We start from the raw sequence: 20223 nt of genomic DNA on the forward strand, positions 1-20223 counted from the left end.
AGGAATTACGAATGCCTAAAGTAGCTTTGCTTAACCAAACAGGTTCACAAGTTGGCGAAATCGAATTGGCAGAAGCCATCTTCGGAATCGAGCCAAACGAATCAGTACTTTACGACGCAATCGTCATGCAACAAGCATCACGCCGTCAAGGTACTCACGATACGAAAGGTCGCTCGGAAGTACGCGGTGGCGGCCGTAAACCATGGAAACAAAAGGGAACTGGTCGTGCGCGCCAAGGTTCTATCCGCTCACCACAATGGGTTGGTGGTGGTACAGTCTTCGGTCCAACACCACGTTCATACTCTTACAAACTTCCTAAGAAGGTTCGTCGTTTAGCACTTCTCTCGGCTCTTTCGTCGAAAGTACAAAACAACGAAATCATCGTCCTCGAAGGCCTTGCTTTCGATGCACCAAAAACAAAAGATATGGCTGCTGTACTCAACAGCTTATCAGTAGAACGTAAGGCTCTTGTAGTCACAGCGGACTACAATGAGACTATCGCTCTCGCAGCTCGTAACATCCCAGGAGTGACTGTGATCGACGCAGCAGGCGTAAACGTTCTTGACCTCGTTGCTAACGACAAAGTCATCTTCACTAAAGATGCGGTTGCGAAGGTAGAGGAGGTGCTTGCATAATGGCTCAAGCATACGATATCATCAAACGTCCGATCATCACTGAGCGTTCAGTTAGCCTCATGGAAGCTAACAAATACGTTTTCGAAATCGACGTAAAAGCGACTAAATCGCAAGTGAAACACGCTATCGAAACAATCTTCAATGTGAAAGTTGCTTCGGTAAACACAATGAACTACAAACCGAAAGCGAAACGTGTTGGTCGTCACGCTGGTTACACAGCTCGCCGTAAAAAAGCGATCGTAACTCTTGCAGAAGGCAACACAATCGACTTCCTCGGTTAATTAACTACCTTAGAAGAAAAGGAGGGAATCCTCGATGGCAATCAAAAAGTTTAAGCCGACCACTAACGGTCGTCGTAACATGACATCTCTCGACTTTGCAGAGATCACAACGAATCGCCCTGAAAAATCGTTAACTGAAAAGCTTTCGAAAAAAGGCGGACGTAACAACCAAGGTCGCTTGACTGTTCGTCACCAAGGTGGCGGTCACAAGCGTAAATACCGTATCATCGATTTCAAACGTAACAAAGATGGCGTTGCAGGACGCGTAGCAACGATCGAATACGATCCAAACCGTTCAGCAAACATCGCACTCATCAACTATGTAGATGGTGAGAAACGTTACATCCTCGCTCCTAAGGGCATCAAAGTAGGCATGGAAATCATGTCTGGTCCTGAGGCGGATATCAAAGTGGGGAACGCTCTTCCACTCGTAAACATCCCTGTCGGTACAACAATCCACAACATCGAGCTTAAGCCTGGTAAAGGCGGTCAGCTTGTTCGTGCGGCTGGTGCATCGGCACAAATCCAAGGACGTGACGGCAAGTACGTCATCGTTCGTCTTCAATCAGGTGAATCACGCTTGTTCCTCGGCACTTGCCGCGCGACAATCGGTTCAGTTGGTAACGAAGAACACGAACTCGTAAACATCGGTAAAGCAGGACGTTCACGTTGGTTAGGCAAACGCCCAACAGTACGTGGTTCTGTAATGAACCCGGTTGATCACCCACACGGTGGTGGTGAAGGTCGTGCGCCAATCGGTCGTTCGGGCCCACTTACTCCTTGGGGTAAACCAGCTCTTGGTCTTAAGACTCGTAAGAAAAACAAATCGAGCGACATGTACATCCTTCGTCGCCGTAAGAAATAATTACTACATGATTCTCGGGCGGTTCGAAAGGGCCGTTCCCGAATCATTCCAAAGGGAGGTTCTAACATGGGTCGCAGCTTAAAAAAAGGTCCATTCGCAGATCACCACTTGCTCGCTAAAGTTGACAAACTCAACGAATCTGGTGAGAAGCAAGTCATCAAAACTTGGTCACGTCGCTCGACGATCTTCCCAGAATTCATGGGTCACACGTTCGGTGTGCACGATGGTCGTAAACACGTACCAGTATTCGTGACAGAAGACATGGTTGGTCACAAACTTGGTGAATTCGCTCCAACACGCACGTACAAAGGTCACGGATCAGACAAGAAAACGAAACGGTAATTTGAGGGGAGGTCAAATCCATGCAAGCTAAAGCATCAGCTAATATGGTCCGTCTTGCTCCTCGCAAAGCACGTCTCGTTGTAGACTTAATTCGCGGGAAACAAGTCGGCGAAGCGCTCTCTGTCCTTGCTCACACGAACAAGGCAGCATCGCCAGTCGTTGAAAAAGTATTAAAATCAGCGATTGCTAACGCAGAGCACAACTACGATATGAACATTGAGAACCTCGTTGTAACAGAAGCTTACGTAAACGAAGGTCCAACACTCAAACGCTTCCGCCCACGTGCGATGGGTCGCGCAAGCCGTATTAACAAACGCACAAGCCACATCCACATCGTGGTAACTGAGAAATAAGGAGGGATATGTAGTGGGTCAAAAGGTAAATCCGCACGGTCTTCGCGTTGGTGTTATCAAAGACTGGGATTCGCGTTGGTACGCTGAGAAAGACTACGCTGATCTCCTTCATGAAGACTTCGTTATTCGTGAATACATCGAAAACAAAATGAAGGATGCTAGTGTTTCTAAAGTTGAAATCGAACGCGCTGCAAACCGCGTGAACATTTCGCTTCACACTGCGAAGCCAGGTATGGTAATCGGTAAAGGTGGTTCTGAAATCGAATCACTCCGTAAACACATTACAAAAATCGCTGACGGAAAACGCGTTCACATCAACGTTGTTGAAGTGAAAAACGCTGACGCTGTTGCGAAGCTTGTAGCAGAAAACATTGCTCGTCAATTGGAAGGTCGCGTATCATTCCGTCGTGCAATGAAACAATCAATTCAACGTTCGATGCGTACTGGCATCAAAGGGATCAAAACAGAAGTTTCTGGTCGTCTTGGTGGCGCTGATATCGCTCGTTCAGAGAAATACTCGGAAGGAACAGTTCCACTTCACACACTCCGTGCCGACATCGACTACGGAACAGCTGAAGCTGACACAACTTACGGTAAAATCGGCGTAAAAGTTTGGTTATACCACGGTGAAGTTCTTCCAACAAAAAACAACACAGCGAAAAACGCTGAATAATAAACACTCTTTCAGGAAGGAGGCAACACACTATGTTGTTACCTAAACGCGTGAAATATCGTCGTGTACACCGTGGTAAAATGCGCGGGAATGCTAAACGCGGCACAACTGTACACTTCGGTGAGTTCGGTCTCCAAGCTCTCGAAGCGAGCTGGATTACAAACCGTCAAATCGAATCAGCACGTATTGCAATGACACGTTATATGAAACGTGGTGGTAAAGTGTGGATCAAGATCTTCCCACACAAGCCGTACACTAAAAAGCCTCTCGAAGTCCGAATGGGTTCGGGTAAAGGTGCTCCAGAAGGCTGGGTAGCTGTAGTTAAGCCTGGCAAAGTAATGTTCGAAATCGCAGGTGTATCTGAGGAAGTGGCACGTGAGGCACTTCGTCTTGCATCGCACAAACTTCCAGTAAAATGTAAGTTCGTGAAACGTGAAGAAAATGGTGGTGATACGAATGAAAGCAACTGATCTCCGTCAATCAACAACTGAAGAGCTCAACGGTAAAGTGGGCGAGTGGAAAGAAGAACTCTTTAACCTTCGCTTCCAACTTGCTACAGGTCAGCTTGAGAATCCTGCTCGTATCCGTGAAGTACGCAAGTCGATTGCGCGTGCTAAAACGATTCTTCGTGAACGCGAACTCGGCATCAACAACGGCTAATTACATCGGATTCTTGAGAGGAGGTAACACTCATGGAACGCAACAACCGTAAAGTGTTCACTGGTCGCGTCGTGTCTGACAAAATGGACAAAACGATCGTCGTCGCAGTAGAAACAAAGGTTCGTCATAAACTTTATGGCAAACGTGTAAACTACACGAAGAAATATAAAGCACACGATGAGAACAACGTCGCTAAAGTGGGCGATATCGTTCGCATCGCGGAAACACGTCCTCTTTCTAAAGACAAACGTTTCCGTCTTGTAACAGTAGTAGAAGAATCAGTAATCATCTAATAACAGTTCGGATTTATTAAACATCCGGAGGGAGGTACACTCGCATGATTCAACAAGAATCTCGCTTGAAAGTAGCAGACAACTCTGGCGCGCGTGAACTGTTGACAATTAAAGTCCTCGGTGGTTCTGGTCGTAAGACTGCAAACATCGGTGACGTTATCGTCGCTACGGTAAAACAAGCAACACCAGGTGGCGTTGTTAAAAAAGGTGACGTTGTCAGAGCAGTTGTCGTTCGTACAAAACGCGGCGCTCGTCGTAAAGATGGTTCGTACATCCGTTTCGATGAGAACGCAGCAGTCATTATCAAAGATGACAAGAGCCCACGCGGCACACGGATCTTCGGGCCAGTTGCACGTGAACTTCGTGAAAAAGAATTCATGAAGATCGTTTCGTTGGCACCGGAAGTACTTTAATTTCCAATTTCAATCCTATAAGGAGGTGCGCAAACGATGCATGTTAAAAAAGGCGATACAGTCCAGGTAATGTCTGGTAAAGATAAAGGCAAGCAAGGGGTTATCCTCAAAGCTATGCCAAGCAAAAACCGCGTAGTGGTTGAAGGTGTAAACGTGATGAAAAAGCACTCTAAACCTTCACAAGCGAATCCACAAGGCGGGATCCTTGAGATCGAAGCACCAATTCACGTCTCGAACGTAATGCCACTCGACCCTAAAACTGGCAAACCAACTCGTGTTGGTTTCAAAGTAGTCGATGGTAAAAAAGTTCGTGTCGCGAAATCGGGCGAATCACTCGATAAATAAGAAGAACGTGACGAAAGGAGGTCCATTCGACTATGAACCGTTTGCAAGAGAAGTATAAAAGCGACATCGTGAAAGCGATGATGGATAAATTCAACTATGACTCGGTCATGCAAGTACCGAAAATCGAAAAGATCGTCATCAACATGGGTGTAGGTGATGCTGTTTCGAACTCGAAAGCACTTGACATGGCAGTTGAAGAATTAACAATTCTTTCAGGTCAAAAACCACTCGTAACGAAAGCGAAGAAATCAATCGCTGGTTTCAAGCTTCGTGAAGGTATGCCAATCGGTGCGAAGGTTACACTTCGTGGCGAGCGTATGTACGATTTCCTCGACAAATTGGTAACTGTTTCACTTCCACGTGTACGTGACTTCCGCGGTGTATCGAAGAAAGCATTCGACGGACGCGGTAACTACACGCTTGGCGTGAAAGAGCAACTTATTTTCCCTGAGATCGATTACGATAAAGTATCTAAAGTACGCGGTATGGACATCGTTGTTGTTACAACAGCAAACACAGACGAAGAAGCACGTGAATTGCTCACACTTCTCGGTATGCCATTCCAAAAATAATCTAGAGGGAGGTCGACAACATGGCTAAAAAGTCAATGGTGAATCGCGAACTAAAACGCGAGAAACTCGTTGCCCAGTACGCTGAAAAGCGTGCGAAGTTGAAAGCTGAAGGCGATTATATCGGACTCAGCAAATTGCCACGTAACTCGTCACCTGTACGCTTGCACAACCGTTGCAGCATCACAGGTCGTCCGCATGGTTACATGGGTAAATTCGGGATCAGCCGTATCAAGTTCCGTGATCTTGCATACAAAGGTCAAATCCCTGGTGTTAAAAAAGCAAGCTGGTAATCCACTAACAGTGTGAAAGGAGGTACATCGCATGGTAATGACAGACCCTATTGCAGATATGCTTACACGTATCCGTAACGCTAACATGGTTCGCCATGAAAAAATGGAGCTTCCAGCTTCGAACATTAAACGTGAGATCGCTGAAATCCTTAAGCGTGAAGGTTTCATTCGCGATGTTGAATATATCGAGGACGCTAAACAAGGTACACTTCGTCTTTTCCTTAAATATGGAGCAAGCAACGAACGTGTAATCACTGGTCTCAAACGTATTTCGAAACCAGGTCTTCGCGTATACGCAAAAGCTGATGAAGTGCCTAAAGTACTCGGAGGACTCGGAATCGCAGTTCTTTCGACATCTAAAGGTCTTATGACTGATAAAGAAGCTCGCCAACAACAAGTCGGCGGCGAAGTGATCGCCTACATCTGGTAAGTCACTTTTCTAACAAGAACGGAGGTGTAATCAATGTCACGTATTGGTAAAAAACCAGTTACGATTCCTGCTGGCGTTACTGTAACAGTTGCTAATGACAACACGGTCACAGTAAAAGGTGCTAAAGGTGAACTTTCGCTTTCAGCTAACCCGGCATTGGAAATCAAAGTTGAAGAGAACGAATTGACGGTTGTTCGTCCAGACGAATCGAAAGAAAGCCGCACAATTCACGGTACGACACGTGCCCTTATTGCCAACATGGTACAAGGTGTGTCGAACGGATTCCAAAAAACACTTGAGATCTCGGGGGTTGGTTACCGTGCTACGAAGCAAGGTAACAAACTCGTCCTCAACCTCGGCTACTCGCACCCAATCGAGTACGTTGCTGAGGAAGGTATCGAAATCGAAGTTCCTTCAAACACGCAAATCATCGTAAAAGGGATTAACAAAGAGCGCGTCGGTCACGTTGCTGCTCAAATCCGCTCGTACCGTGCTCCAGAACCTTACAAAGGTAAAGGTGTTCGTTACTCTGATGAACGTATTCGCCGTAAAGAAGGTAAGACTGGTAAGTAATTCGTCACGAAATGAACGGAAAGGAGTGGCATAAATGATCACAAAGGCAGATAAAAATGCAGTTCGTAAAAAACGTCATGCTCGCGTACGTCGTACGATCTCGGGGACAGCAGCTCGTCCACGTTTGAACGTATTCCGTTCGAGCAAGCACATTTACGTTCAACTTATCGATGACGCAGCACAAACAACGCTTGTGTCTGCATCTTCGAAAGATAAAGCTCTCGATCTTACAAATGGCGGTAACGTTGAAGCAGCGAAAGCTGTTGGTAAACTTGCTGCAGAACGTGCACTCGAGAAAGGTATCGACACAGTTGTGTTCGACCGTGGTGGATACCTCTATCATGGCCGCGTCAAAGCTGTTGCAGAAGCAGCTCGTGAAGCAGGTCTTAAATTCTAATAAAAAGGAGGGGACACTCGATGCGCCAGTTAGACGTTAACATGGAACAACTTGAAGAACGCGTTGTTACCGTAAACCGCGTCGCGAAAGTCGTAAAAGGTGGCCGCCGCTTCCGTTTTGCTGCTCTCGTAGTCGTAGGTGACAAAAATGGTCACGTCGGTTTCGGTACAGGTAAGGCACAAGAGGTGCCAGAAGCGATTCGCAAGGCTATTGAAGCCGCTAAGAAAAACATGGTACAAGTACCTATGGTTGGTACAACAATTCCACACGAAATCACAGGAGTATTCGGAGCAGGTCGTGTATTCATGAAACCAGCTTCTGAAGGTACTGGGGTTATCGCTGGTGGTCCAGTTCGTGCGGTGCTCGAACTTGCAGGTGTAGGTGACATCCTTTCGAAATCGTTAGGTTCAAACACACCGATCAACATCGTCCGTGCGACGGTACAGGGCTTGACTGAGCTCAAAAAAGCAGAGGAAGTTGCTAAACTACGTGGTAAAAGCGTAGAAGAACTTCTTAACTAAGGGAGGGAACTAGACATGGCGAAACTCGCAATCACCCTCACACGCAGCACAATTGGTCGTCCGGAAGGTCAGCGTGTTACTGTACGTACACTCGGTCTTCGCAAAATGCATCAAACGGTCGTTGTCCCAGACAACGTCGCGATGCGCGGTATGATCAATAAAGTGTCGCACCTTGTGACTGTAAAAGAAATCAACGAATAATAAAGATTTTAATAAATAAGGAGGTGCCACTATGAAACTCCATGAATTGAAGCCAACTCCAGGTTCACGTCACGAACGTAACCGTGTCGGTCGCGGTATGGCGACTGGTAACGGTAAAACTTCTGGCCGTGGACACAAAGGTCAAAAAGCTCGTTCGGGCGGTGGCGTTCGTCCAGGATTCGAAGGTGGACAAAACCCACTTTACCGTCGTCTTCCAAAACGCGGTTTCAACAACCCAACTCGTAAAGAGTACGCGGTTGTTTCCCTAGACACGCTTAACCGTTTCGAAGCAGGTACTGAAGTTACTCCAGAACTCTTAATCGAGACTGGTGTAGTCAGCTCTGCTAAAGACGGAATCAAGGTCCTTGCTAACGGCAAGCTTGAAACTAAATTGACTGTAAAAGCCAACAAGTTCTCGGGTGCAGCGAAAGAAGCAATCGAAGCAGCTGGCGGTACAGTTGAGGTGATCTGATGTTTCAGACGATCTCCAATATGTGGCGCGTGAAAGATATTCGACAGCGTATTCTCTTCACACTCGCAATCATCATCATTTTCCGCATCGGGGCTCATATCCCGGTGCCGATGGTGAATACGGATGTGTTGCGTTTTGACTCAGGAGGTCTTCTTGACTTCTTGAACTTGTTTGGAGGAAATGCTTTACAGAACTTCTCCTTGTTCGCAATGGGGATCATGCCGTACATTACGGCATCGATCGTTGTGCAACTTTTACAAATGGACGTCGTTCCAAAGTTTGCCGAATGGGCAAAACAAGGAGAGGCGGGCCGTAAAAAGTTAGCGACGGTCACGCGCTATGGGACGATCATCTTAGGCTTTGTCCAAGCGACTTCATTGTCGTTTGGATTTAACCGCCTCTACCCAGGTCTCGTCAATGAAACATGGGGAACGGCAACTTACTTTGTGATCGCGATTGTACTCACTGCGGGTACAGCGTTCTTGATGTTCCTTGGTGAGATGACAACGGAGAAAGGTGTTGGGAATGGTATTTCCATCATTATCTTCGCTGGTATCGTCGCTGGGTTCCCAAGAATCTTTACGCAGATTTATGAAACAAAACTCCAAAACGCTGGAGATGCATTGTTCATTAACATCGTTTACTTGGTTGTATTGGCCCTTGTTATTTTGGCTGTGACGGTTGGGATCATTTATGTTCAACAAGCGGCACGCAAAATTCCGATCCAATATGCAAAACGCACGGCAAACCGTACCCCAGTGGGCGGTCAGTCGACGCACTTGCCAATCAAGCTAAACGCTGCAGGTGTTATCCCGGTAATCTTCGCGATTTCCTTCATGGTAACACCACCAACTGTTGCAAGCTTCATTGCTTCTCCAGAGACAACGCAAAAATTACAGACGTACTTTGACACGACGGCGCCAATCGGAATGTCGATTTACGTTGCGTTAATCATTGCGTTCTCTTACTTCTATACATTTGTTCAGGTCAACCCAGAGCAGATGGCAGAAAACCTGCAGAAGCAAGGTGGTTATATTCCTGGGATTCGTCCTGGGGCGCAAACAGAACAGTACATCACGAAGTTGCTGTATCGATTGACTTTCTTCGGAGCGATTTTCTTATCGCTCGTGGCGATCATGCCGACAATCTTCATTAAGCTTGCCGGTCTTCCAACTTCCGTTCAAATCGGAGGAACGAGCTTATTGATCGTCATCGGGGTAGCCCTCGAAACGATGAAGCAAATCGAGAGTCAACTTGTAAAACGACACTATAAAGGCTTTATCCGTTAAAGCGGAAGGAAGGGTTGACCCTTCCTTCCTGTCGTGTTTACAAGCCCTTCGTGAAAATCAAAACTGGAGGCTAACCGAGATGAATCTAGTACTCATGGGCTTACCGGGTGCTGGGAAAGGGACTCAAGCTGCTAAAATCGTAGAAGAGTACCAAATCCCTCACATTTCGACAGGCGACATGTTTCGTGCGGCAATCAAAGGCGGAACGCCACTCGGTAAAGAAGCCAAGTCGTTCATGGATAAAGGCGAACTCGTACCGGATGAGGTAACAATCGGAATCGTACGCGAACGTCTTAGCCAAGATGACACTGAAAAAGGTTTCTTACTTGATGGATTCCCGCGTACTGTTGCTCAAGCAGAGGCACTCGAAAGTTTGCTTAAAGATTTGGGGAAACAGATTGACCACGTCGTCAACATCGATGTGGATGCGGAAATTCTCGTTCCACGTTTGACAGGTCGTTGGATCTGCCCAACATGTGGTGCGACATATCACGTGATCTTCAACCCACCAAAAGTGGAAGGCATCTGTGATGTGGATGGGTCGGCTCTCATGCAACGTGAAGACGATAAAGAGGAAACGGTTCGCCGTCGCCTTGACGTCAACATCGAGCAATCGAAACCACTCATTGACTTTTACGCTGAAAAAGGGTATCTTCGTACATTGGATGGAGATCGTCCAATCGATGTCGTATATGCCGATGTCAAAGCATTACTCGGTGATACTGAATGATCATCACGAAGACGCCTCGTGAAATTGCGATTATGCGTGAGGCTGGGCAAATTGTTGCTCGAACGCACCAGGTGCTCAAACAGCACATAAAACCAGGAATCACGACGCTTGAGCTCGACCAGATTGCGGAAGATTACATTCGCAGCCAAGGTGCGACGCCATCGTTTAAAGGCTATAACGGTTTTACCGGTAGTGTTTGCGCTTCGGTGAATGAAGAGCTTGTTCATGGCATTCCAGGAAAACGGGTATTGAACGATGGAGATATTATCTCAATCGACATTGGTGCCTACTATAATGGATACCATGGAGATTCCGCTTGGACTTATCCAGTGGGAACAATCTCAGAAGAGACACAGCGGCTACTTGACGTAACCGAAGAAAGTCTGTATAAAGGATTGGAGCACGCCAAGGCTGGAGGGCGATTGACAGATATTTCACATGCGATTCAAGCATATGTTGAATCACACGATTTCTCTGTCGTCCGCGAATACGTCGGTCATGGTGTTGGACAAAATTTGCATGAAGAACCGCAAATTCCACACTATGGTCCACCGGGGAAAGGGCCGCGCCTGAAGACTGGGATGACGTTAGCTATTGAACCAATGGTTAATGCTGGTCAACGCTATGTTCGAACACTGGCTGATAACTGGACAGTTGTCACAGTGGACGGTAGCATGTGCGCCCACTTTGAGCACACCATCGCCATCACAGACGATGGATACGAGATTTTAACGAAACTCGATTCCGGTGAATGAGGCTCTATTGTTTCATACTGATCCATTCTGGATCCTTCTCTCACAGTAGATGGCAATAGATCGTCTGTGCTCCTAAAGATCTTCATATAGAAAGGGGAATAAATGATGGCGAAACAAGATGTCATTGAAGTGGAAGGCACTGTTGTCGAACCACTTCCGAACGCAATGTTTAAAGTGGAGTTAGAAAACGGCCACACGGTGCTCGCGCACGTCTCAGGGAAAATTCGGATGCACTACATTCGGATCCTTCCAGGTGACCGCGTAACTGTTGAGTTGTCTCCATACGACTTGACTCGCGGGCGGATTACGTACCGTTATAAGTAACTCCGATTTTTCCAGGAGGAGGGTATACTCATGAAAGTAAGACCGTCGGTAAAACCGATTTGCGAAAAATGTAAAGTTATTCGCCGTAAGGGTAAAGTAATGGTAATTTGCGAAAACCCGAAACACAAACAAAAACAAGGTTAATTTCAGAGGAGGTGCACACATGGCACGTATTGCTGGTGTAGATATTCCACGCGAAAAACGTATCGTTATTTCGCTCACATACATCTATGGTATTGGTAAAACAAAAGCACAAGAAATTTTGAAGGCTGCTAACGTTTCTGAAGAGACACGCACACGCGACCTTACTGAAGATGAACTCAACCGTATCCGTGAAGCAATTGACGGAATCAAAGTTGAAGGTGACCTTCGTCGTGAAGTTTCACTTAACATCAAACGTTTGATCGAGATCGGCGCATACCGCGGTATCCGTCATCGCCGTAGTCTCCCTGTTCGCGGTCAAAACACGAAGAACAACTCGCGTACTCGTAAAGGCCCACGCCGTACAGTAGCGAACAAGAAGAAGTAAAGGAGGGAATTGAACAATGGCGAAACGTAAGCAAAACGTACGTTCTAAACGTAAAGTTAAAAAACATGTTGAAGTCGGTGTGGTACACATCCGTTCTACATTCAACAACACAATCATTACAATCACTGACACGCAAGGTAACGCGATCTCATGGGCTACTTCTGGTAACCTTGGATTTAAAGGATCACGTAAATCGACTCCGTTCGCAGCACAAATGGCTGCTGAAACTGCAGCGAAAGTTGCAATGGACAACGGTATGCGTACAGTAGAAGTTAACGTTAAAGGTCCTGGTGCTGGACGTGAAGCGGCTATCCGTGCGCTCCAAGCTACTGGTCTCGAAGTTACTGCAATCCGTGACGTAACTCCAGTTCCGCACAACGGTTGCCGCCCTCCGAAACGTCGCCGCGTATAATCGCTTGAACGTGTGAGGGGTTTACCTAGCACGACAGCTTATACTTTAGCAGTTCAAACTGCACGGCAGGATATACTCAAGGAGGGGTTCAGATGATCGAGATTGAAAAACCAAAGATCGAAACGGTCGAAATCAGCGAGGACGCTACGTTTGGTAAATTCGTAGTAGAACCGCTTGAACGTGGATATGGCACTACTCTCGGTAACTCACTACGTCGAATTCTATTGTCATCGCTCCCAGGTGCAGCGGTAACAGCGGTTCAAATCGATGGCGTGCTTCACGAGTTCTCTACGATTGACGGTGTCGTCGAAGACGTTACTCAAATCGTACTAAACCTCAAGAAGTTAGCACTCAAAGTGTACTCGGAAGAAGAGAAAACGCTTGAGATTAACGTTTCAAGTGCCGGTGCTGTCACTGCGGCAGACATTACCCATGATAGCGACGTTGAAATCTTGAATCCTGAGCTCCACATCGCGACTCTCGCTGACAATGCGACGCTTCGCATGCGTTTGACTGCTCGCCGTGGTCGTGGTTACGTCCAGGCAGAAGATAACAAACGTGATGATATGCCGATTGGGGTCATTCCAATCGATTCGATCTATACACCGATTCAACGCGTGAACTACGAAGTAGATAAAACACGTGTCGGTCAAGACGCTAGCTTTGATAAGCTTTTATTAGACGTGTGGACAGATGGTTCAATTCGTCCGGAAGAAGCTGTATCATTAGGAGCAAAAATTTTGACTGAACACTTGAACATCTTCGTTGGTTTGACAGATGAGGCTCTCAACGCAGAAATCATGGTCGAGAAAGAAGAAGACCAAAAAGAAAAAGTACTCGAAATGACGATTGAAGAACTCGATCTCTCAGTTCGTTCGTACAACTGCTTGAAGCGCGCTGGCATCAACACTGTTCAAGAACTCGCAAACAAATCAGAGGAAGAGATGATGAAAGTTCGTAACCTCGGACGTAAATCACTCGAAGAAGTTCAACACAAGTTGGACGAACTCGGTTTGGGCTTGCGTAAAGAAGACTAAGTTCAACCGAAGGAGGGAAATGTAATGGCTTATTCGAAACTTGGCCGTACAAGCTCGCAACGCAAGGCGCTTTTGCGTGATCTTGCAACTGACCTAATCATCAACGAGCGCATTCAAACAACTGAACAAAAAGCGAAAGAACTTCGCCCAGTCGTTGAAAAATTGATCACTCTTGGGAAACGTGGCGATCTTCATGCCCGTCGTCAAGTAGCTTCATTCGTTCGTAAGGAGAACGCTGGAGAAAAAGACGCAATCCAAAAATTGTTCGAAGACGTGGCTCCACGCTACGCTGAACGTCAAGGTGGATACACGCGCATCATGAAAGTCGGCCCACGCCGCGGTGATGGTGCAGAAGTTGTAATCATCGAACTCGTCTAATTCATTAGGCAGTCAACAGGGCATGCGGTGACGTATTGCCCTGTTTCCACATCAGAAAGGAGTCGACCTATGGAATCGCAAATTATGGTACGGGACGTCGTATTTCATTACCCTGGACAGTCTGAGCCGGCACTTAACGGCCTGTCGCTCGATGTATATAAAGGGGAATGGCTTGCGATTGTCGGCCATAATGGTTCTGGTAAGTCGACACTGACGAAGTTGTGGAACGGACTTCTTATTCCTGAACAGGGGGAAGTCCGCGTCGAGACACTCGATCCATCGAACGCCGCAGACGTGTGGGACGTTCGAACGCGGATCGGGGTCGTCTTTCAAAATCCCGACAATCAATTTGTCGGGGCGACCGTGCGCGATGATGTGGCATTTTCTCTCGAAAACATGGGACTTCCACGTCAAGAAATGGTTCGTCGAATTGATGACAGTCTAGCGCGCGTTGGATTATCGGAACTAGCGGACCGTGAACCGCATCAGTTATCCGGTGGACAAAAGCAGCGCGTTGCGATTGCTGCGGCTCTCGCAATGCGCCCGCGTGTCCTCGTGCTCGATGAAGCGACCTCGATGCTCGACCCAATTGGGCGACAAGAGGTATTACAAACGGTACGACAGCTCGTCTCAGAAGGGATGACCGTTGTCGCCATTACACACGAGCTCGACGAAGTGTTGTTTGCCGACCGTATCATTGCATTATCGAAAGGTAAGATTGCGATGACCGGTACACCTGAAGACGTGTTTCAACATCCCGATCAGCTTCGTGACATTCAATTGGATGTTCCGTTCATTGTCCGGATGCAACTCGAACTGAAGGCACGTGGCATTCCACTCGATCGTCTGATGCTACAACATTCGGAGTTGGTGAACCATCTATGCCGATACGCATTGAAGAAGTAACATATCAATATCAAATGAATACTCCGTTTGAACGAACCGCGCTGCGCGATGTGAATGTAACCATTCCGTCGGGAGCGCTTGTTGCGTTTCTTGGGCATACGGGCTCTGGGAAATCAACACTCGTTCAACATATGAACGGCTTATTACGACCGACTGATGGACGTGTCGTGGTCGATGACATCACGGTCACACCAATTCGAACGCGTCGTGATAAAAAACAAAATCTCTTGCCGCTTCGGCGTCGCGTTGGGCTCGTCTTTCAATATCCTGAGCACCAATTGTTTGAAGAGACGGTCGAACGCGACGTCATGTTCGGTCCGCGCAACTTTGGCGCGACAGATGCCGAAGCAAAAGAGCGTGCCCATGAGGCACTTCGTCTCGTCGGTTTAGATGAATCACTATGGGACCGTTCTCCATTCGACCTTTCTGGGGGGCAAATGCGTCGCGTCGCAATTGCGGGCGTCTTAGCAAGCCGCCCCGACGTCCTCATCGTCGACGAACCGACAGCGGGTCTCGATCCGATTGGCAGACGAGATATGCTGGCATTATTTAAACGATTACGAGAAGAGCTGAATCTAACACTGATTCTCGTTTCTCATGATATGGATGACGTGCTCACTTACGCGGAACGCGTCGTCGTGATGGAGCGTGGACAGGTAGCGTTCGATGGCGATCCGTTTGAGTTGTTTCAGGATGAAGCTCTCGTACGTCGTCTCCAGCTTGATATCCCGCACGTTCTCCGATTCGCCCGTGATCTAGCACCGGCTTTTGGGGAAACGGTCACTCCACTCGTACGAACGGAGGCCGAATTAGCGGATTGGATCGCAGAGCACTTGAGAGGGGGAGCCATATGATTATTGGTCAATATATACCGGGTCATTCCTGGCTCCATTCACTCGATGCCCGTGCGAAGACACTCTTTATTTTAGGATTTATCCCGGTCGTGTTTTTAGCGGATAACTTATGGACGAACTTGTTTCTACTAGCGTTCACATTATTTGCGGTGAAACTATCACAACTATCGTGGCGTTATTTATGGAATGGCTTACGGATGATTCTTTTCTTGATCGTCTTCACGTTGATCTTGCAGTTATTATTTAATCGTGACGGGACACTCCTTTTTGAATTTGGCCCGATTGCCATTTACTCAGAAGGGATTCGGATGGGACTGATTGTCTCGCTCCGGTTCTTCTATCTCGTCATGTTAACGACACTCGTCACATTGACGACGACACCGATGGAATTGACCGATTCGATTGAAGCGGGTCTGCGACCGTTTGAGCGGATTCGTGTACCGGCACACGAGATTGCCTTGATGTTATCGATCTCGCTTCGCTTCTTACCAACTCTTGCAGACGAGACAGACCGAATCATGAAAGCCCAGCAAGCACGAGGGGTTGATTTGATGAGCGGTCCATGGAAGTCTCGTTTAAAAGGAGTCATCCCTTTATTGATTCCATTGTTCATCTCGGCGTTTAAGCGCGCTGAGGACCTCGCTACGGCGATGGAGGCTCGTGGGTATCGTGGGGGTGAAGGACGGACGAGGTTGCGTGAGATGGAGTGGCAGACGCGTGATACAGCAGTACTGCTGATTTTTGTCGCGTTATCACTCATATTGTTCGGATTGAGAGGGATTGGATGAGACGGATTAAACTGACAGTTGCCTATGACGGGACACACTACGCGGGATATCAAGTACAGCCAAATGGGAACACGATTCAAGCGGAGATTGAGGCAGTTCTCACACGAATGCATCGCCATCCCGTCAAAATTGTCGCCTCAGGTCGTACAGACGCTCGTGTCCATGCCTTAGGACAAGTGATTCATTTTGACACTTCGTTACAGATGCCGGCGGAGCGGTTTGTCAAAGCGTTGAACGCGATGTTGCCCGACGACATCCTCGTCAAACAAGCAGAAGAAGCGGATGCTGGGTTCCATGCTCGATATGGGGCGAAGCGAAAAGAGTATCGCTATCATATCCGTAAGACCGAGGATCCATTCAGAAGGCACTATGCTGCCACGGTGACGTATGACCTTAGCCTTGATCGAATGCGTGAGGCGATAGAGCGGCTAGTCGGCACCCACGACTTTACATCGTTCTCTGTGACAAAGGCGGAAGTCGAGGACCGTGTTCGTACCATCTTTGAAGCAGAAGTGCTCGAAATGGGGGATGAGATCGTATTCCGTTTCGTCGGTTCTGGTTTCTTATATAATCAAGTACGTATCATGGCTGGGACGGTCATTGAGGTAGGGAGAGGCAAATATAAGCCGGCTGACATCACCGAAATGCTGGAAGCGAAAGACCGCCGTATGGCGGGGATTACCGCGCCCCCACACGGTTTGTATTTATGGAATGTGAATTATGAAAAAGTAGATTGACATTCCCTCTATAAAATCGTATTATATTCATTGGCATTTCATTTTCACATTTAGAGATGAACCACAATCTTAGCCCCGTAAACTAGGATTATGATAAAGCATCAAAAAAATTAAGTGAACAGACATTTTAGGAGGTATTCCACATGCGCACAACATTCATGGCTAAAGCATCTGAAGTAGAACGCAAATGGCTCCTTATCGACGCAGAAGGCAAAACACTCGGTCGTTTGACTAGTGAAGTAGCATCACTTCTTCGCGGTAAGCACAAGCCGACTTTCACACCACACGTTGATTGCGGAGACCACGTCATCATCATCAACGCTGAGAAAATCAAATTGACTGGTAACAAATTGAATGACAAGATCTACTACCGTCATTCAGGTCATCCAGGCGGCTTGAAATCACAAACTGCAAAAGAGCTTCTCGCAAAACGTCCAGAGCGTATGCTTGAACTCGCGATCAAAGGGATGCTTCCAAAAGGATCACTCGGTCGTCAACAATTCAACAAACTCCACGTTTACGCTGGAACTGAACACAAGCATGAAGCACAAAAACCAGAAGTTTACGAACTTCGCGGTTAATCGAGACACAGGGAGGAACTAAACGATGGCAGATGTACGTTACTACGGAACAGGCCGCCGCAAACACTCGGTGGCTCGCGTTCACCTCGTTGCAGGTGACGGCAAAGTTGTTGTAAATGGCCGCGATATCTCAGAATACTTCGGTCATGAGACTTTAATCATGATGGCTAAATCACCACTCGTATTGACTGAAACAGAAGGTAAATACGATGTAATCGTTAACGTTAACGGTGGTGGATACACTGGACAAGCTGGAGCGATTCGCCACGGCGTATCACGTGCGCTTCTTCAAGCGGACCCAGAATTCCGTCCAAGCCTCAAAGAAAAAGGCTTCTTAACTCGTGACGCTCGTATGAAAGAACGTAAAAAATACGGTCTTAAAGCAGCACGTCGCGCACCACAATTCTCGAAGCGTTAATCTTCGCGAAGTGGTTCGAACTCTCCATCCTTTCGGGTGGAGAGTTTTTTGTTTGAATTAGTCGATTCCAAAGCCGTCAAGAAAACGCTTTTTTTGATATACTGATATCGAAACAGTTATAAGGGGGAAGCGATATGCTTACAGTAGAGCAAGTACGCGAGGAATTGGCGGGGCTCGTTGATCCAACGATCAACCGAACGCTTGGAGATACAGCGGGAGTCAAAGACATCCGCATTAAAGAAGATTACGTCAGTGTGAAAGTGGCACTCGGACAAACAGGGAGCGGGGAACAGCTTCAGTTACAACAAGAGATTGTCACATTGCTCAAGGGGAAAGGCTTTAAGACGGTCGGGCTTCGCTTTGAAGCATTGAACGATGAAAGTTTGAAGGAGGCAACAAAGCCAGCAATCCTTCGCGAGAATTCAGGAACGACATTTATCGCTATCGCTTCAGGTAAAGGTGGCGTAGGGAAGTCGACAGTATCCGTCAACTTAGCGGTTGCGCTTGCGCGTGCTGGGAAGAAAGTTGGATTGATTGACGCGGACATTTATGGTTTCAGCGTTCCAGATATGCTCGGAATCGAAGAACGTCCAGTCGTTCGTGGAGAAAAAATCATCCCAGTTGAGCGATTTGGTGTAAAAGTCATCTCGATGGGCTTCTTCGTTGAAGATAATGCACCTGTTATCTGGCGCGGACCGATGCTCGGGAAGATGCTCAACAACTTCTTTAATGATGTGGAGTGGGGAGACCTTGACTATCTATTGCTCGACTTACCACCAGGAACAGGAGATGTCGCGCTCGATATCCATTCCATGCTCCCATCATGTCAAGAGTTGATTGTGACGACACCTCACGCTACAGCAGCCTTCGTAGCTGCACGTGCAGGGGCAATGGCGATTAAAACGAACCATAAAGTGTTAGGGATCATTGAGAACATGGCTTACTTCGAAAGTAAGGTCACAGGCGAGAAAGAATACGTATTTGGGTATGGCGGTGGAGAAAAACTCTCAGAAGCACTGAAGAGTAAACTCCTCGCTCAAATCCCACTCGGTCAACCGTATGACAACGAAGAAGACTTTGCACCATCTGTGTATCGTGATGGGCATCCGTTTGAGCATACGTATGATGAGTTGGCGCAAGCAGTCATTCAACAAATAGAAGGGTGAATCGGTGAGAGATGAAAGTACAAGGTTTTTTACGTTTGTTTTGGACAACGCTCGTGTTTGGGACGTTGTTCGGGTTCCTAATGAATTTATTGGCGAACCCGGGTTATTTGGTCAGTCAGTCCTGGGAGGCAATTGTCACGGCACTCAGTTACTCGAGTACATGGACCGGGATCAGCATGATGGGCTTCTTCGCCTACCTAATCATCCACCGAGTCGGTCTCGACTTGTTTAGAGGACCACGTCTATGGAATCGTGTTCAAGTATTGCTGATTGCTTTCGCAATCTTTGATGCCGTTTATTTACGAATGCTCGCATTTGGGAACGATCATATGTGGCGTTATATCGGTGAGATGGCTGTGTTATTAATTGTCGCTTGGGTAGTTGCTGCAAGTAAGGCGAAACAAACGAATATGAGTGCTTTCATTCCGACACTCTTCTTGATGACGGTGATTACGTTAATCGAATGGATTCCAGCGCTTCAAACAACTGATGAAATTCCATTACTTTGGCCGGCGCTCGCGACACTCGTGTTTGCGAACGCTTATCAAGTGTTAATGCTTCATCGTTTCCAACAGACTGGGCAAGTGGCCGAGTCGACTTCATCAGAAACAGGAAAGAAAAAAGTTAAAAAGCAGATGTCTTCTAAGTCATCATAACGATCAACCGGTCTTGAATTGCTCCTTAACATGGGAACAATTCAACGACTGGTTTTTTATTTTGATTGCATTAGAAGAAAAAATAAAGTTTTTTTAGAAAAACAGTTGACGTTTTTTGACGATGCTGATATATTAATAAACGTCGCTGATGTTGTTCACGAAACAATAATCAGAAAGCGAAAAAAATAATAAAAAGTGGTTGACTTTCACAAGTCAAATCGCTATTATTAAAAAGTCGCTAACACGACAACGATTGGTCTTTGAAAACTGAACGATGAGGCAAAAATAAGTTTTACAATTTTTGAATGAAGCGCAAGCTTCGTCAATTTAAGAGCTATATCAAATTC

The 20223-nt window shown here is 47.0% G+C and carries 36 protein-coding genes; all 36 read left to right on the top strand.

All coding sequences use genetic code 11. The features are described 5' to 3' along the window. The first annotated feature begins 11 nt into the window (after positions 1 to 11). The 36 genes from rplD (at position 12) to KNO99_RS14325 (ending at position 19876) form a co-directional block, all read left to right on the top strand. Positions 12 to 635, top strand: a complete 624-nt coding sequence (rplD, locus tag KNO99_RS14150; RefSeq protein WP_012727676.1) for a 50S ribosomal protein L4 — start codon at positions 12 to 14, stop codon at positions 633 to 635. Beyond that, positions 635 to 916, top strand: a complete 282-nt coding sequence (rplW, locus tag KNO99_RS14155; protein WP_026824834.1) for a 50S ribosomal protein L23 — start codon at positions 635 to 637, stop codon at positions 914 to 916. Before rplD ends, rplW begins: the two co-directional genes overlap by 1 nt. 34 nt (positions 917 to 950) lie before the next feature. Next, a complete protein-coding gene (gene rplB / locus KNO99_RS14160; RefSeq protein WP_012727674.1) occupies positions 951 to 1781 on the top strand; it encodes a 50S ribosomal protein L2 in 831 nt (276 codons plus the stop codon). A 66-nt stretch (positions 1782 to 1847) separates the two neighbouring features. Then, positions 1848 to 2123, top strand: a complete 276-nt coding sequence (gene rpsS, locus KNO99_RS14165; protein WP_012727673.1) for a 30S ribosomal protein S19 — start codon at positions 1848 to 1850, stop codon at positions 2121 to 2123. Between the two features lie 20 nt (positions 2124 to 2143). Further along, positions 2144 to 2476 (top strand): 50S ribosomal protein L22, encoded by a 333-nt coding sequence (gene rplV, locus KNO99_RS14170; protein WP_012727672.1) that lies wholly within the window; start codon positions 2144 to 2146, stop codon positions 2474 to 2476. 13 nt (positions 2477 to 2489) lie between these two features. Further along, entirely contained in the window at positions 2490 to 3149 is a 660-nt protein-coding gene (rpsC, locus tag KNO99_RS14175) for a 30S ribosomal protein S3 (protein WP_012727671.1), read from the top strand. A 32-nt stretch (positions 3150 to 3181) separates the two neighbouring features. Continuing rightward, positions 3182 to 3619, top strand: a complete 438-nt coding sequence (gene rplP / locus KNO99_RS14180) for a 50S ribosomal protein L16 (protein ID WP_012727670.1) — start codon at positions 3182 to 3184, stop codon at positions 3617 to 3619. Then, the gene (rpmC, locus tag KNO99_RS14185; RefSeq protein WP_012727669.1) at positions 3606 to 3809 is read left to right on the top strand and encodes a 50S ribosomal protein L29; all 204 of its coding nucleotides are present in this window, start codon (positions 3606 to 3608) and stop codon (positions 3807 to 3809) included. Before rplP ends, rpmC begins: the two co-directional genes overlap by 14 nt. A 32-nt stretch (positions 3810 to 3841) precedes the next feature. Then, on the top strand, positions 3842 to 4102 hold the full coding sequence (gene rpsQ / locus KNO99_RS14190; protein ID WP_012727668.1) for a 30S ribosomal protein S17: 261 nt from the start codon (positions 3842 to 3844) through the stop codon (positions 4100 to 4102). A 44-nt stretch (positions 4103 to 4146) separates the two neighbouring features. Next, on the top strand, positions 4147 to 4515 hold the full coding sequence (gene rplN / locus KNO99_RS14195) for a 50S ribosomal protein L14 (protein ID WP_026824839.1): 369 nt from the start codon (positions 4147 to 4149) through the stop codon (positions 4513 to 4515). Between the two features lie 36 nt (positions 4516 to 4551). After that, the gene (gene rplX, locus KNO99_RS14200) at positions 4552 to 4860 is read left to right on the top strand and encodes a 50S ribosomal protein L24 (protein WP_074032448.1); all 309 of its coding nucleotides are present in this window, start codon (positions 4552 to 4554) and stop codon (positions 4858 to 4860) included. Between the two features lie 32 nt (positions 4861 to 4892). Beyond that, complete coding sequence (gene rplE, locus KNO99_RS14205; RefSeq protein ID WP_012727665.1) at positions 4893 to 5432, top strand: 50S ribosomal protein L5; 540 nt, start codon at positions 4893 to 4895, stop codon at positions 5430 to 5432. Between the two features lie 20 nt (positions 5433 to 5452). Further along, the gene (gene rpsN, locus KNO99_RS14210; RefSeq protein ID WP_012727664.1) at positions 5453 to 5722 is read left to right on the top strand and encodes a 30S ribosomal protein S14; all 270 of its coding nucleotides are present in this window, start codon (positions 5453 to 5455) and stop codon (positions 5720 to 5722) included. A gap of 31 nt (positions 5723 to 5753) precedes the next feature. Beyond that, a complete protein-coding gene (gene rpsH / locus KNO99_RS14215; RefSeq protein WP_012727663.1) occupies positions 5754 to 6152 on the top strand; it encodes a 30S ribosomal protein S8 in 399 nt (132 codons plus the stop codon). A gap of 33 nt (positions 6153 to 6185) precedes the next feature. Continuing rightward, on the top strand, positions 6186 to 6725 hold the full coding sequence (gene rplF, locus KNO99_RS14220; protein ID WP_012727662.1) for a 50S ribosomal protein L6: 540 nt from the start codon (positions 6186 to 6188) through the stop codon (positions 6723 to 6725). Positions 6726 to 6759: 34 nt separating this feature from the next. Further along, positions 6760 to 7122 (top strand): 50S ribosomal protein L18, encoded by a 363-nt coding sequence (gene rplR / locus KNO99_RS14225; RefSeq protein WP_074032453.1) that lies wholly within the window; start codon positions 6760 to 6762, stop codon positions 7120 to 7122. Between the two features lie 20 nt (positions 7123 to 7142). Beyond that, the gene (gene rpsE, locus KNO99_RS14230; protein ID WP_012727660.1) at positions 7143 to 7643 is read left to right on the top strand and encodes a 30S ribosomal protein S5; all 501 of its coding nucleotides are present in this window, start codon (positions 7143 to 7145) and stop codon (positions 7641 to 7643) included. Between the two features lie 15 nt (positions 7644 to 7658). Then, entirely contained in the window at positions 7659 to 7844 is a 186-nt protein-coding gene (gene rpmD, locus KNO99_RS14235) for a 50S ribosomal protein L30 (protein ID WP_012727659.1), read from the top strand. 31 nt (positions 7845 to 7875) lie between these two features. Next, positions 7876 to 8316 (top strand): 50S ribosomal protein L15, encoded by a 441-nt coding sequence (rplO, locus tag KNO99_RS14240; RefSeq protein ID WP_012727658.1) that lies wholly within the window; start codon positions 7876 to 7878, stop codon positions 8314 to 8316. Then, the gene (secY, locus tag KNO99_RS14245) at positions 8316 to 9605 is read left to right on the top strand and encodes a preprotein translocase subunit SecY (RefSeq protein ID WP_214697130.1); all 1290 of its coding nucleotides are present in this window, start codon (positions 8316 to 8318) and stop codon (positions 9603 to 9605) included. The genes rplO and secY overlap by 1 nt, the downstream gene beginning before the upstream one ends. Before the next feature lie 79 nt (positions 9606 to 9684). Beyond that, complete coding sequence (locus KNO99_RS14250; RefSeq protein ID WP_012727656.1) at positions 9685 to 10335, top strand: adenylate kinase; 651 nt, start codon at positions 9685 to 9687, stop codon at positions 10333 to 10335. Beyond that, positions 10332 to 11090: a type I methionyl aminopeptidase gene (gene map, locus KNO99_RS14255; protein ID WP_214749789.1), complete on the top strand. Its 759-nt coding sequence runs from the start codon at positions 10332 to 10334 to the stop codon at positions 11088 to 11090. Before KNO99_RS14250 ends, map begins: the two co-directional genes overlap by 4 nt. A gap of 105 nt (positions 11091 to 11195) precedes the next feature. After that, positions 11196 to 11414, top strand: coding sequence for a translation initiation factor IF-1 (gene infA, locus KNO99_RS14260; RefSeq protein ID WP_021066622.1), 219 nt, complete (start codon positions 11196 to 11198; stop codon positions 11412 to 11414). Between the two features lie 30 nt (positions 11415 to 11444). After that, positions 11445 to 11558 (top strand): 50S ribosomal protein L36, encoded by a 114-nt coding sequence (gene rpmJ, locus KNO99_RS14265; protein ID WP_003156543.1) that lies wholly within the window; start codon positions 11445 to 11447, stop codon positions 11556 to 11558. A 19-nt stretch (positions 11559 to 11577) separates the two neighbouring features. Further along, positions 11578 to 11943, top strand: a complete 366-nt coding sequence (rpsM, locus tag KNO99_RS14270; RefSeq protein WP_012727653.1) for a 30S ribosomal protein S13 — start codon at positions 11578 to 11580, stop codon at positions 11941 to 11943. Positions 11944 to 11959: 16 nt separating this feature from the next. Continuing rightward, the gene (gene rpsK / locus KNO99_RS14275; RefSeq protein ID WP_012727652.1) at positions 11960 to 12355 is read left to right on the top strand and encodes a 30S ribosomal protein S11; all 396 of its coding nucleotides are present in this window, start codon (positions 11960 to 11962) and stop codon (positions 12353 to 12355) included. Positions 12356 to 12447: 92 nt separating this feature from the next. Next, positions 12448 to 13392 carry a DNA-directed RNA polymerase subunit alpha gene (locus KNO99_RS14280; protein ID WP_012727651.1) on the top strand — a complete coding sequence of 315 codons (945 nt, stop codon included), beginning with the start codon at positions 12448 to 12450 and terminating at the stop codon, positions 13390 to 13392. 24 nt (positions 13393 to 13416) lie between these two features. Beyond that, positions 13417 to 13770 (top strand): 50S ribosomal protein L17, encoded by a 354-nt coding sequence (gene rplQ / locus KNO99_RS14285; RefSeq protein ID WP_012727650.1) that lies wholly within the window; start codon positions 13417 to 13419, stop codon positions 13768 to 13770. 69 nt (positions 13771 to 13839) lie between these two features. Further along, the gene (locus KNO99_RS14290; protein ID WP_074032463.1) at positions 13840 to 14676 is read left to right on the top strand and encodes an energy-coupling factor transporter ATPase; all 837 of its coding nucleotides are present in this window, start codon (positions 13840 to 13842) and stop codon (positions 14674 to 14676) included. After that, positions 14652 to 15530: an energy-coupling factor transporter ATPase gene (locus tag KNO99_RS14295; protein ID WP_214749792.1), complete on the top strand. Its 879-nt coding sequence runs from the start codon at positions 14652 to 14654 to the stop codon at positions 15528 to 15530. The genes KNO99_RS14290 and KNO99_RS14295 overlap by 25 nt, the downstream gene beginning before the upstream one ends. Further along, the gene (locus KNO99_RS14300) at positions 15527 to 16318 is read left to right on the top strand and encodes an energy-coupling factor transporter transmembrane component T family protein (protein WP_074032475.1); all 792 of its coding nucleotides are present in this window, start codon (positions 15527 to 15529) and stop codon (positions 16316 to 16318) included. Before KNO99_RS14295 ends, KNO99_RS14300 begins: the two co-directional genes overlap by 4 nt. Next, positions 16315 to 17055 (top strand): tRNA pseudouridine(38-40) synthase TruA, encoded by a 741-nt coding sequence (truA, locus tag KNO99_RS14305; protein WP_214749794.1) that lies wholly within the window; start codon positions 16315 to 16317, stop codon positions 17053 to 17055. The genes KNO99_RS14300 and truA overlap by 4 nt, the downstream gene beginning before the upstream one ends. Positions 17056 to 17198: 143 nt before the next feature. Beyond that, on the top strand, positions 17199 to 17636 hold the full coding sequence (rplM, locus tag KNO99_RS14310) for a 50S ribosomal protein L13 (RefSeq protein WP_026824852.1): 438 nt from the start codon (positions 17199 to 17201) through the stop codon (positions 17634 to 17636). Between the two features lie 25 nt (positions 17637 to 17661). After that, on the top strand, positions 17662 to 18054 hold the full coding sequence (rpsI, locus tag KNO99_RS14315; RefSeq protein ID WP_012727644.1) for a 30S ribosomal protein S9: 393 nt from the start codon (positions 17662 to 17664) through the stop codon (positions 18052 to 18054). 134 nt (positions 18055 to 18188) lie between these two features. Beyond that, positions 18189 to 19220, top strand: coding sequence for a P-loop NTPase (locus tag KNO99_RS14320; RefSeq protein WP_074032486.1), 1032 nt, complete (start codon positions 18189 to 18191; stop codon positions 19218 to 19220). 11 nt (positions 19221 to 19231) lie between these two features. Beyond that, the gene (locus tag KNO99_RS14325) at positions 19232 to 19876 is read left to right on the top strand and encodes a KinB-signaling pathway activation protein (protein WP_214749797.1); all 645 of its coding nucleotides are present in this window, start codon (positions 19232 to 19234) and stop codon (positions 19874 to 19876) included. Positions 19877 to 20223: the final 347 nt, after the last annotated feature.

The organism is Exiguobacterium sp. s189 (assembly GCF_018617615.1).
GTDB lineage: Bacteria > Bacillota > Bacilli > Exiguobacteriales > Exiguobacteriaceae > Exiguobacterium > Exiguobacterium aestuarii_A.

Excerpts from the sequence above, each read along its gene's own strand:
- KNO99_RS14325 (WP_214749797.1), top strand. The coding sequence starts at position 19,232 with ATGAAAGTACAAGGTTTTTTACGTTTGTTTTGGACAACGCTCGTGTTT.
- rpsQ (WP_012727668.1), top strand. The coding sequence starts at position 3,842 with ATGGAACGCAACAACCGTAAAGTGTTCACTGGTCGCGTCGTGTCTGAC.
- rplN (WP_026824839.1), top strand. The coding sequence starts at position 4,147 with ATGATTCAACAAGAATCTCGCTTGAAAGTAGCAGACAACTCTGGCGCG.
- KNO99_RS14300 (WP_074032475.1), top strand. The coding sequence starts at position 15,527 with ATGATTATTGGTCAATATATACCGGGTCATTCCTGGCTCCATTCACTC.
- rplE (WP_012727665.1), top strand. The coding sequence starts at position 4,893 with ATGAACCGTTTGCAAGAGAAGTATAAAAGCGACATCGTGAAAGCGATG.
- rpsH (WP_012727663.1), top strand. The coding sequence starts at position 5,754 with ATGGTAATGACAGACCCTATTGCAGATATGCTTACACGTATCCGTAAC.
- rplX (WP_074032448.1), top strand. The coding sequence starts at position 4,552 with ATGCATGTTAAAAAAGGCGATACAGTCCAGGTAATGTCTGGTAAAGAT.
- infA (WP_021066622.1), top strand. The coding sequence starts at position 11,196 with ATGGCGAAACAAGATGTCATTGAAGTGGAAGGCACTGTTGTCGAACCA.
- truA (WP_214749794.1), top strand. The coding sequence starts at position 16,315 with ATGAGACGGATTAAACTGACAGTTGCCTATGACGGGACACACTACGCG.
- KNO99_RS14320 (WP_074032486.1), top strand. The coding sequence starts at position 18,189 with ATGCTTACAGTAGAGCAAGTACGCGAGGAATTGGCGGGGCTCGTTGAT.
- rplQ (WP_012727650.1), top strand. The coding sequence starts at position 13,417 with ATGGCTTATTCGAAACTTGGCCGTACAAGCTCGCAACGCAAGGCGCTT.
- rplD (WP_012727676.1), top strand. The coding sequence starts at position 12 with ATGCCTAAAGTAGCTTTGCTTAACCAAACAGGTTCACAAGTTGGCGAA.
- rpmC (WP_012727669.1), top strand. The coding sequence starts at position 3,606 with ATGAAAGCAACTGATCTCCGTCAATCAACAACTGAAGAGCTCAACGGT.
- rplO (WP_012727658.1), top strand. The coding sequence starts at position 7,876 with ATGAAACTCCATGAATTGAAGCCAACTCCAGGTTCACGTCACGAACGT.
- KNO99_RS14250 (WP_012727656.1), top strand. The coding sequence starts at position 9,685 with ATGAATCTAGTACTCATGGGCTTACCGGGTGCTGGGAAAGGGACTCAA.
- rpsI (WP_012727644.1), top strand. The coding sequence starts at position 17,662 with ATGGCAGATGTACGTTACTACGGAACAGGCCGCCGCAAACACTCGGTG.
- rpsN (WP_012727664.1), top strand. The coding sequence starts at position 5,453 with ATGGCTAAAAAGTCAATGGTGAATCGCGAACTAAAACGCGAGAAACTC.
- KNO99_RS14295 (WP_214749792.1), top strand. The coding sequence starts at position 14,652 with ATGCCGATACGCATTGAAGAAGTAACATATCAATATCAAATGAATACT.
- rpsS (WP_012727673.1), top strand. The coding sequence starts at position 1,848 with ATGGGTCGCAGCTTAAAAAAAGGTCCATTCGCAGATCACCACTTGCTC.
- rplW (WP_026824834.1), top strand. The coding sequence starts at position 635 with ATGGCTCAAGCATACGATATCATCAAACGTCCGATCATCACTGAGCGT.
- rplR (WP_074032453.1), top strand. The coding sequence starts at position 6,760 with ATGATCACAAAGGCAGATAAAAATGCAGTTCGTAAAAAACGTCATGCT.
- rpsK (WP_012727652.1), top strand. The coding sequence starts at position 11,960 with ATGGCGAAACGTAAGCAAAACGTACGTTCTAAACGTAAAGTTAAAAAA.
- rpmD (WP_012727659.1), top strand. The coding sequence starts at position 7,659 with ATGGCGAAACTCGCAATCACCCTCACACGCAGCACAATTGGTCGTCCG.
- rplM (WP_026824852.1), top strand. The coding sequence starts at position 17,199 with ATGCGCACAACATTCATGGCTAAAGCATCTGAAGTAGAACGCAAATGG.
- map (WP_214749789.1), top strand. The coding sequence starts at position 10,332 with ATGATCATCACGAAGACGCCTCGTGAAATTGCGATTATGCGTGAGGCT.
- rpsM (WP_012727653.1), top strand. The coding sequence starts at position 11,578 with ATGGCACGTATTGCTGGTGTAGATATTCCACGCGAAAAACGTATCGTT.
- KNO99_RS14280 (WP_012727651.1), top strand. The coding sequence starts at position 12,448 with ATGATCGAGATTGAAAAACCAAAGATCGAAACGGTCGAAATCAGCGAG.
- secY (WP_214697130.1), top strand. The coding sequence starts at position 8,316 with ATGTTTCAGACGATCTCCAATATGTGGCGCGTGAAAGATATTCGACAG.
- rplB (WP_012727674.1), top strand. The coding sequence starts at position 951 with ATGGCAATCAAAAAGTTTAAGCCGACCACTAACGGTCGTCGTAACATG.
- rpsE (WP_012727660.1), top strand. The coding sequence starts at position 7,143 with ATGCGCCAGTTAGACGTTAACATGGAACAACTTGAAGAACGCGTTGTT.
- KNO99_RS14290 (WP_074032463.1), top strand. The coding sequence starts at position 13,840 with ATGGAATCGCAAATTATGGTACGGGACGTCGTATTTCATTACCCTGGA.
- rplV (WP_012727672.1), top strand. The coding sequence starts at position 2,144 with ATGCAAGCTAAAGCATCAGCTAATATGGTCCGTCTTGCTCCTCGCAAA.
- rplF (WP_012727662.1), top strand. The coding sequence starts at position 6,186 with ATGTCACGTATTGGTAAAAAACCAGTTACGATTCCTGCTGGCGTTACT.
- rplP (WP_012727670.1), top strand. The coding sequence starts at position 3,182 with ATGTTGTTACCTAAACGCGTGAAATATCGTCGTGTACACCGTGGTAAA.
- rpmJ (WP_003156543.1), top strand. The coding sequence starts at position 11,445 with ATGAAAGTAAGACCGTCGGTAAAACCGATTTGCGAAAAATGTAAAGTT.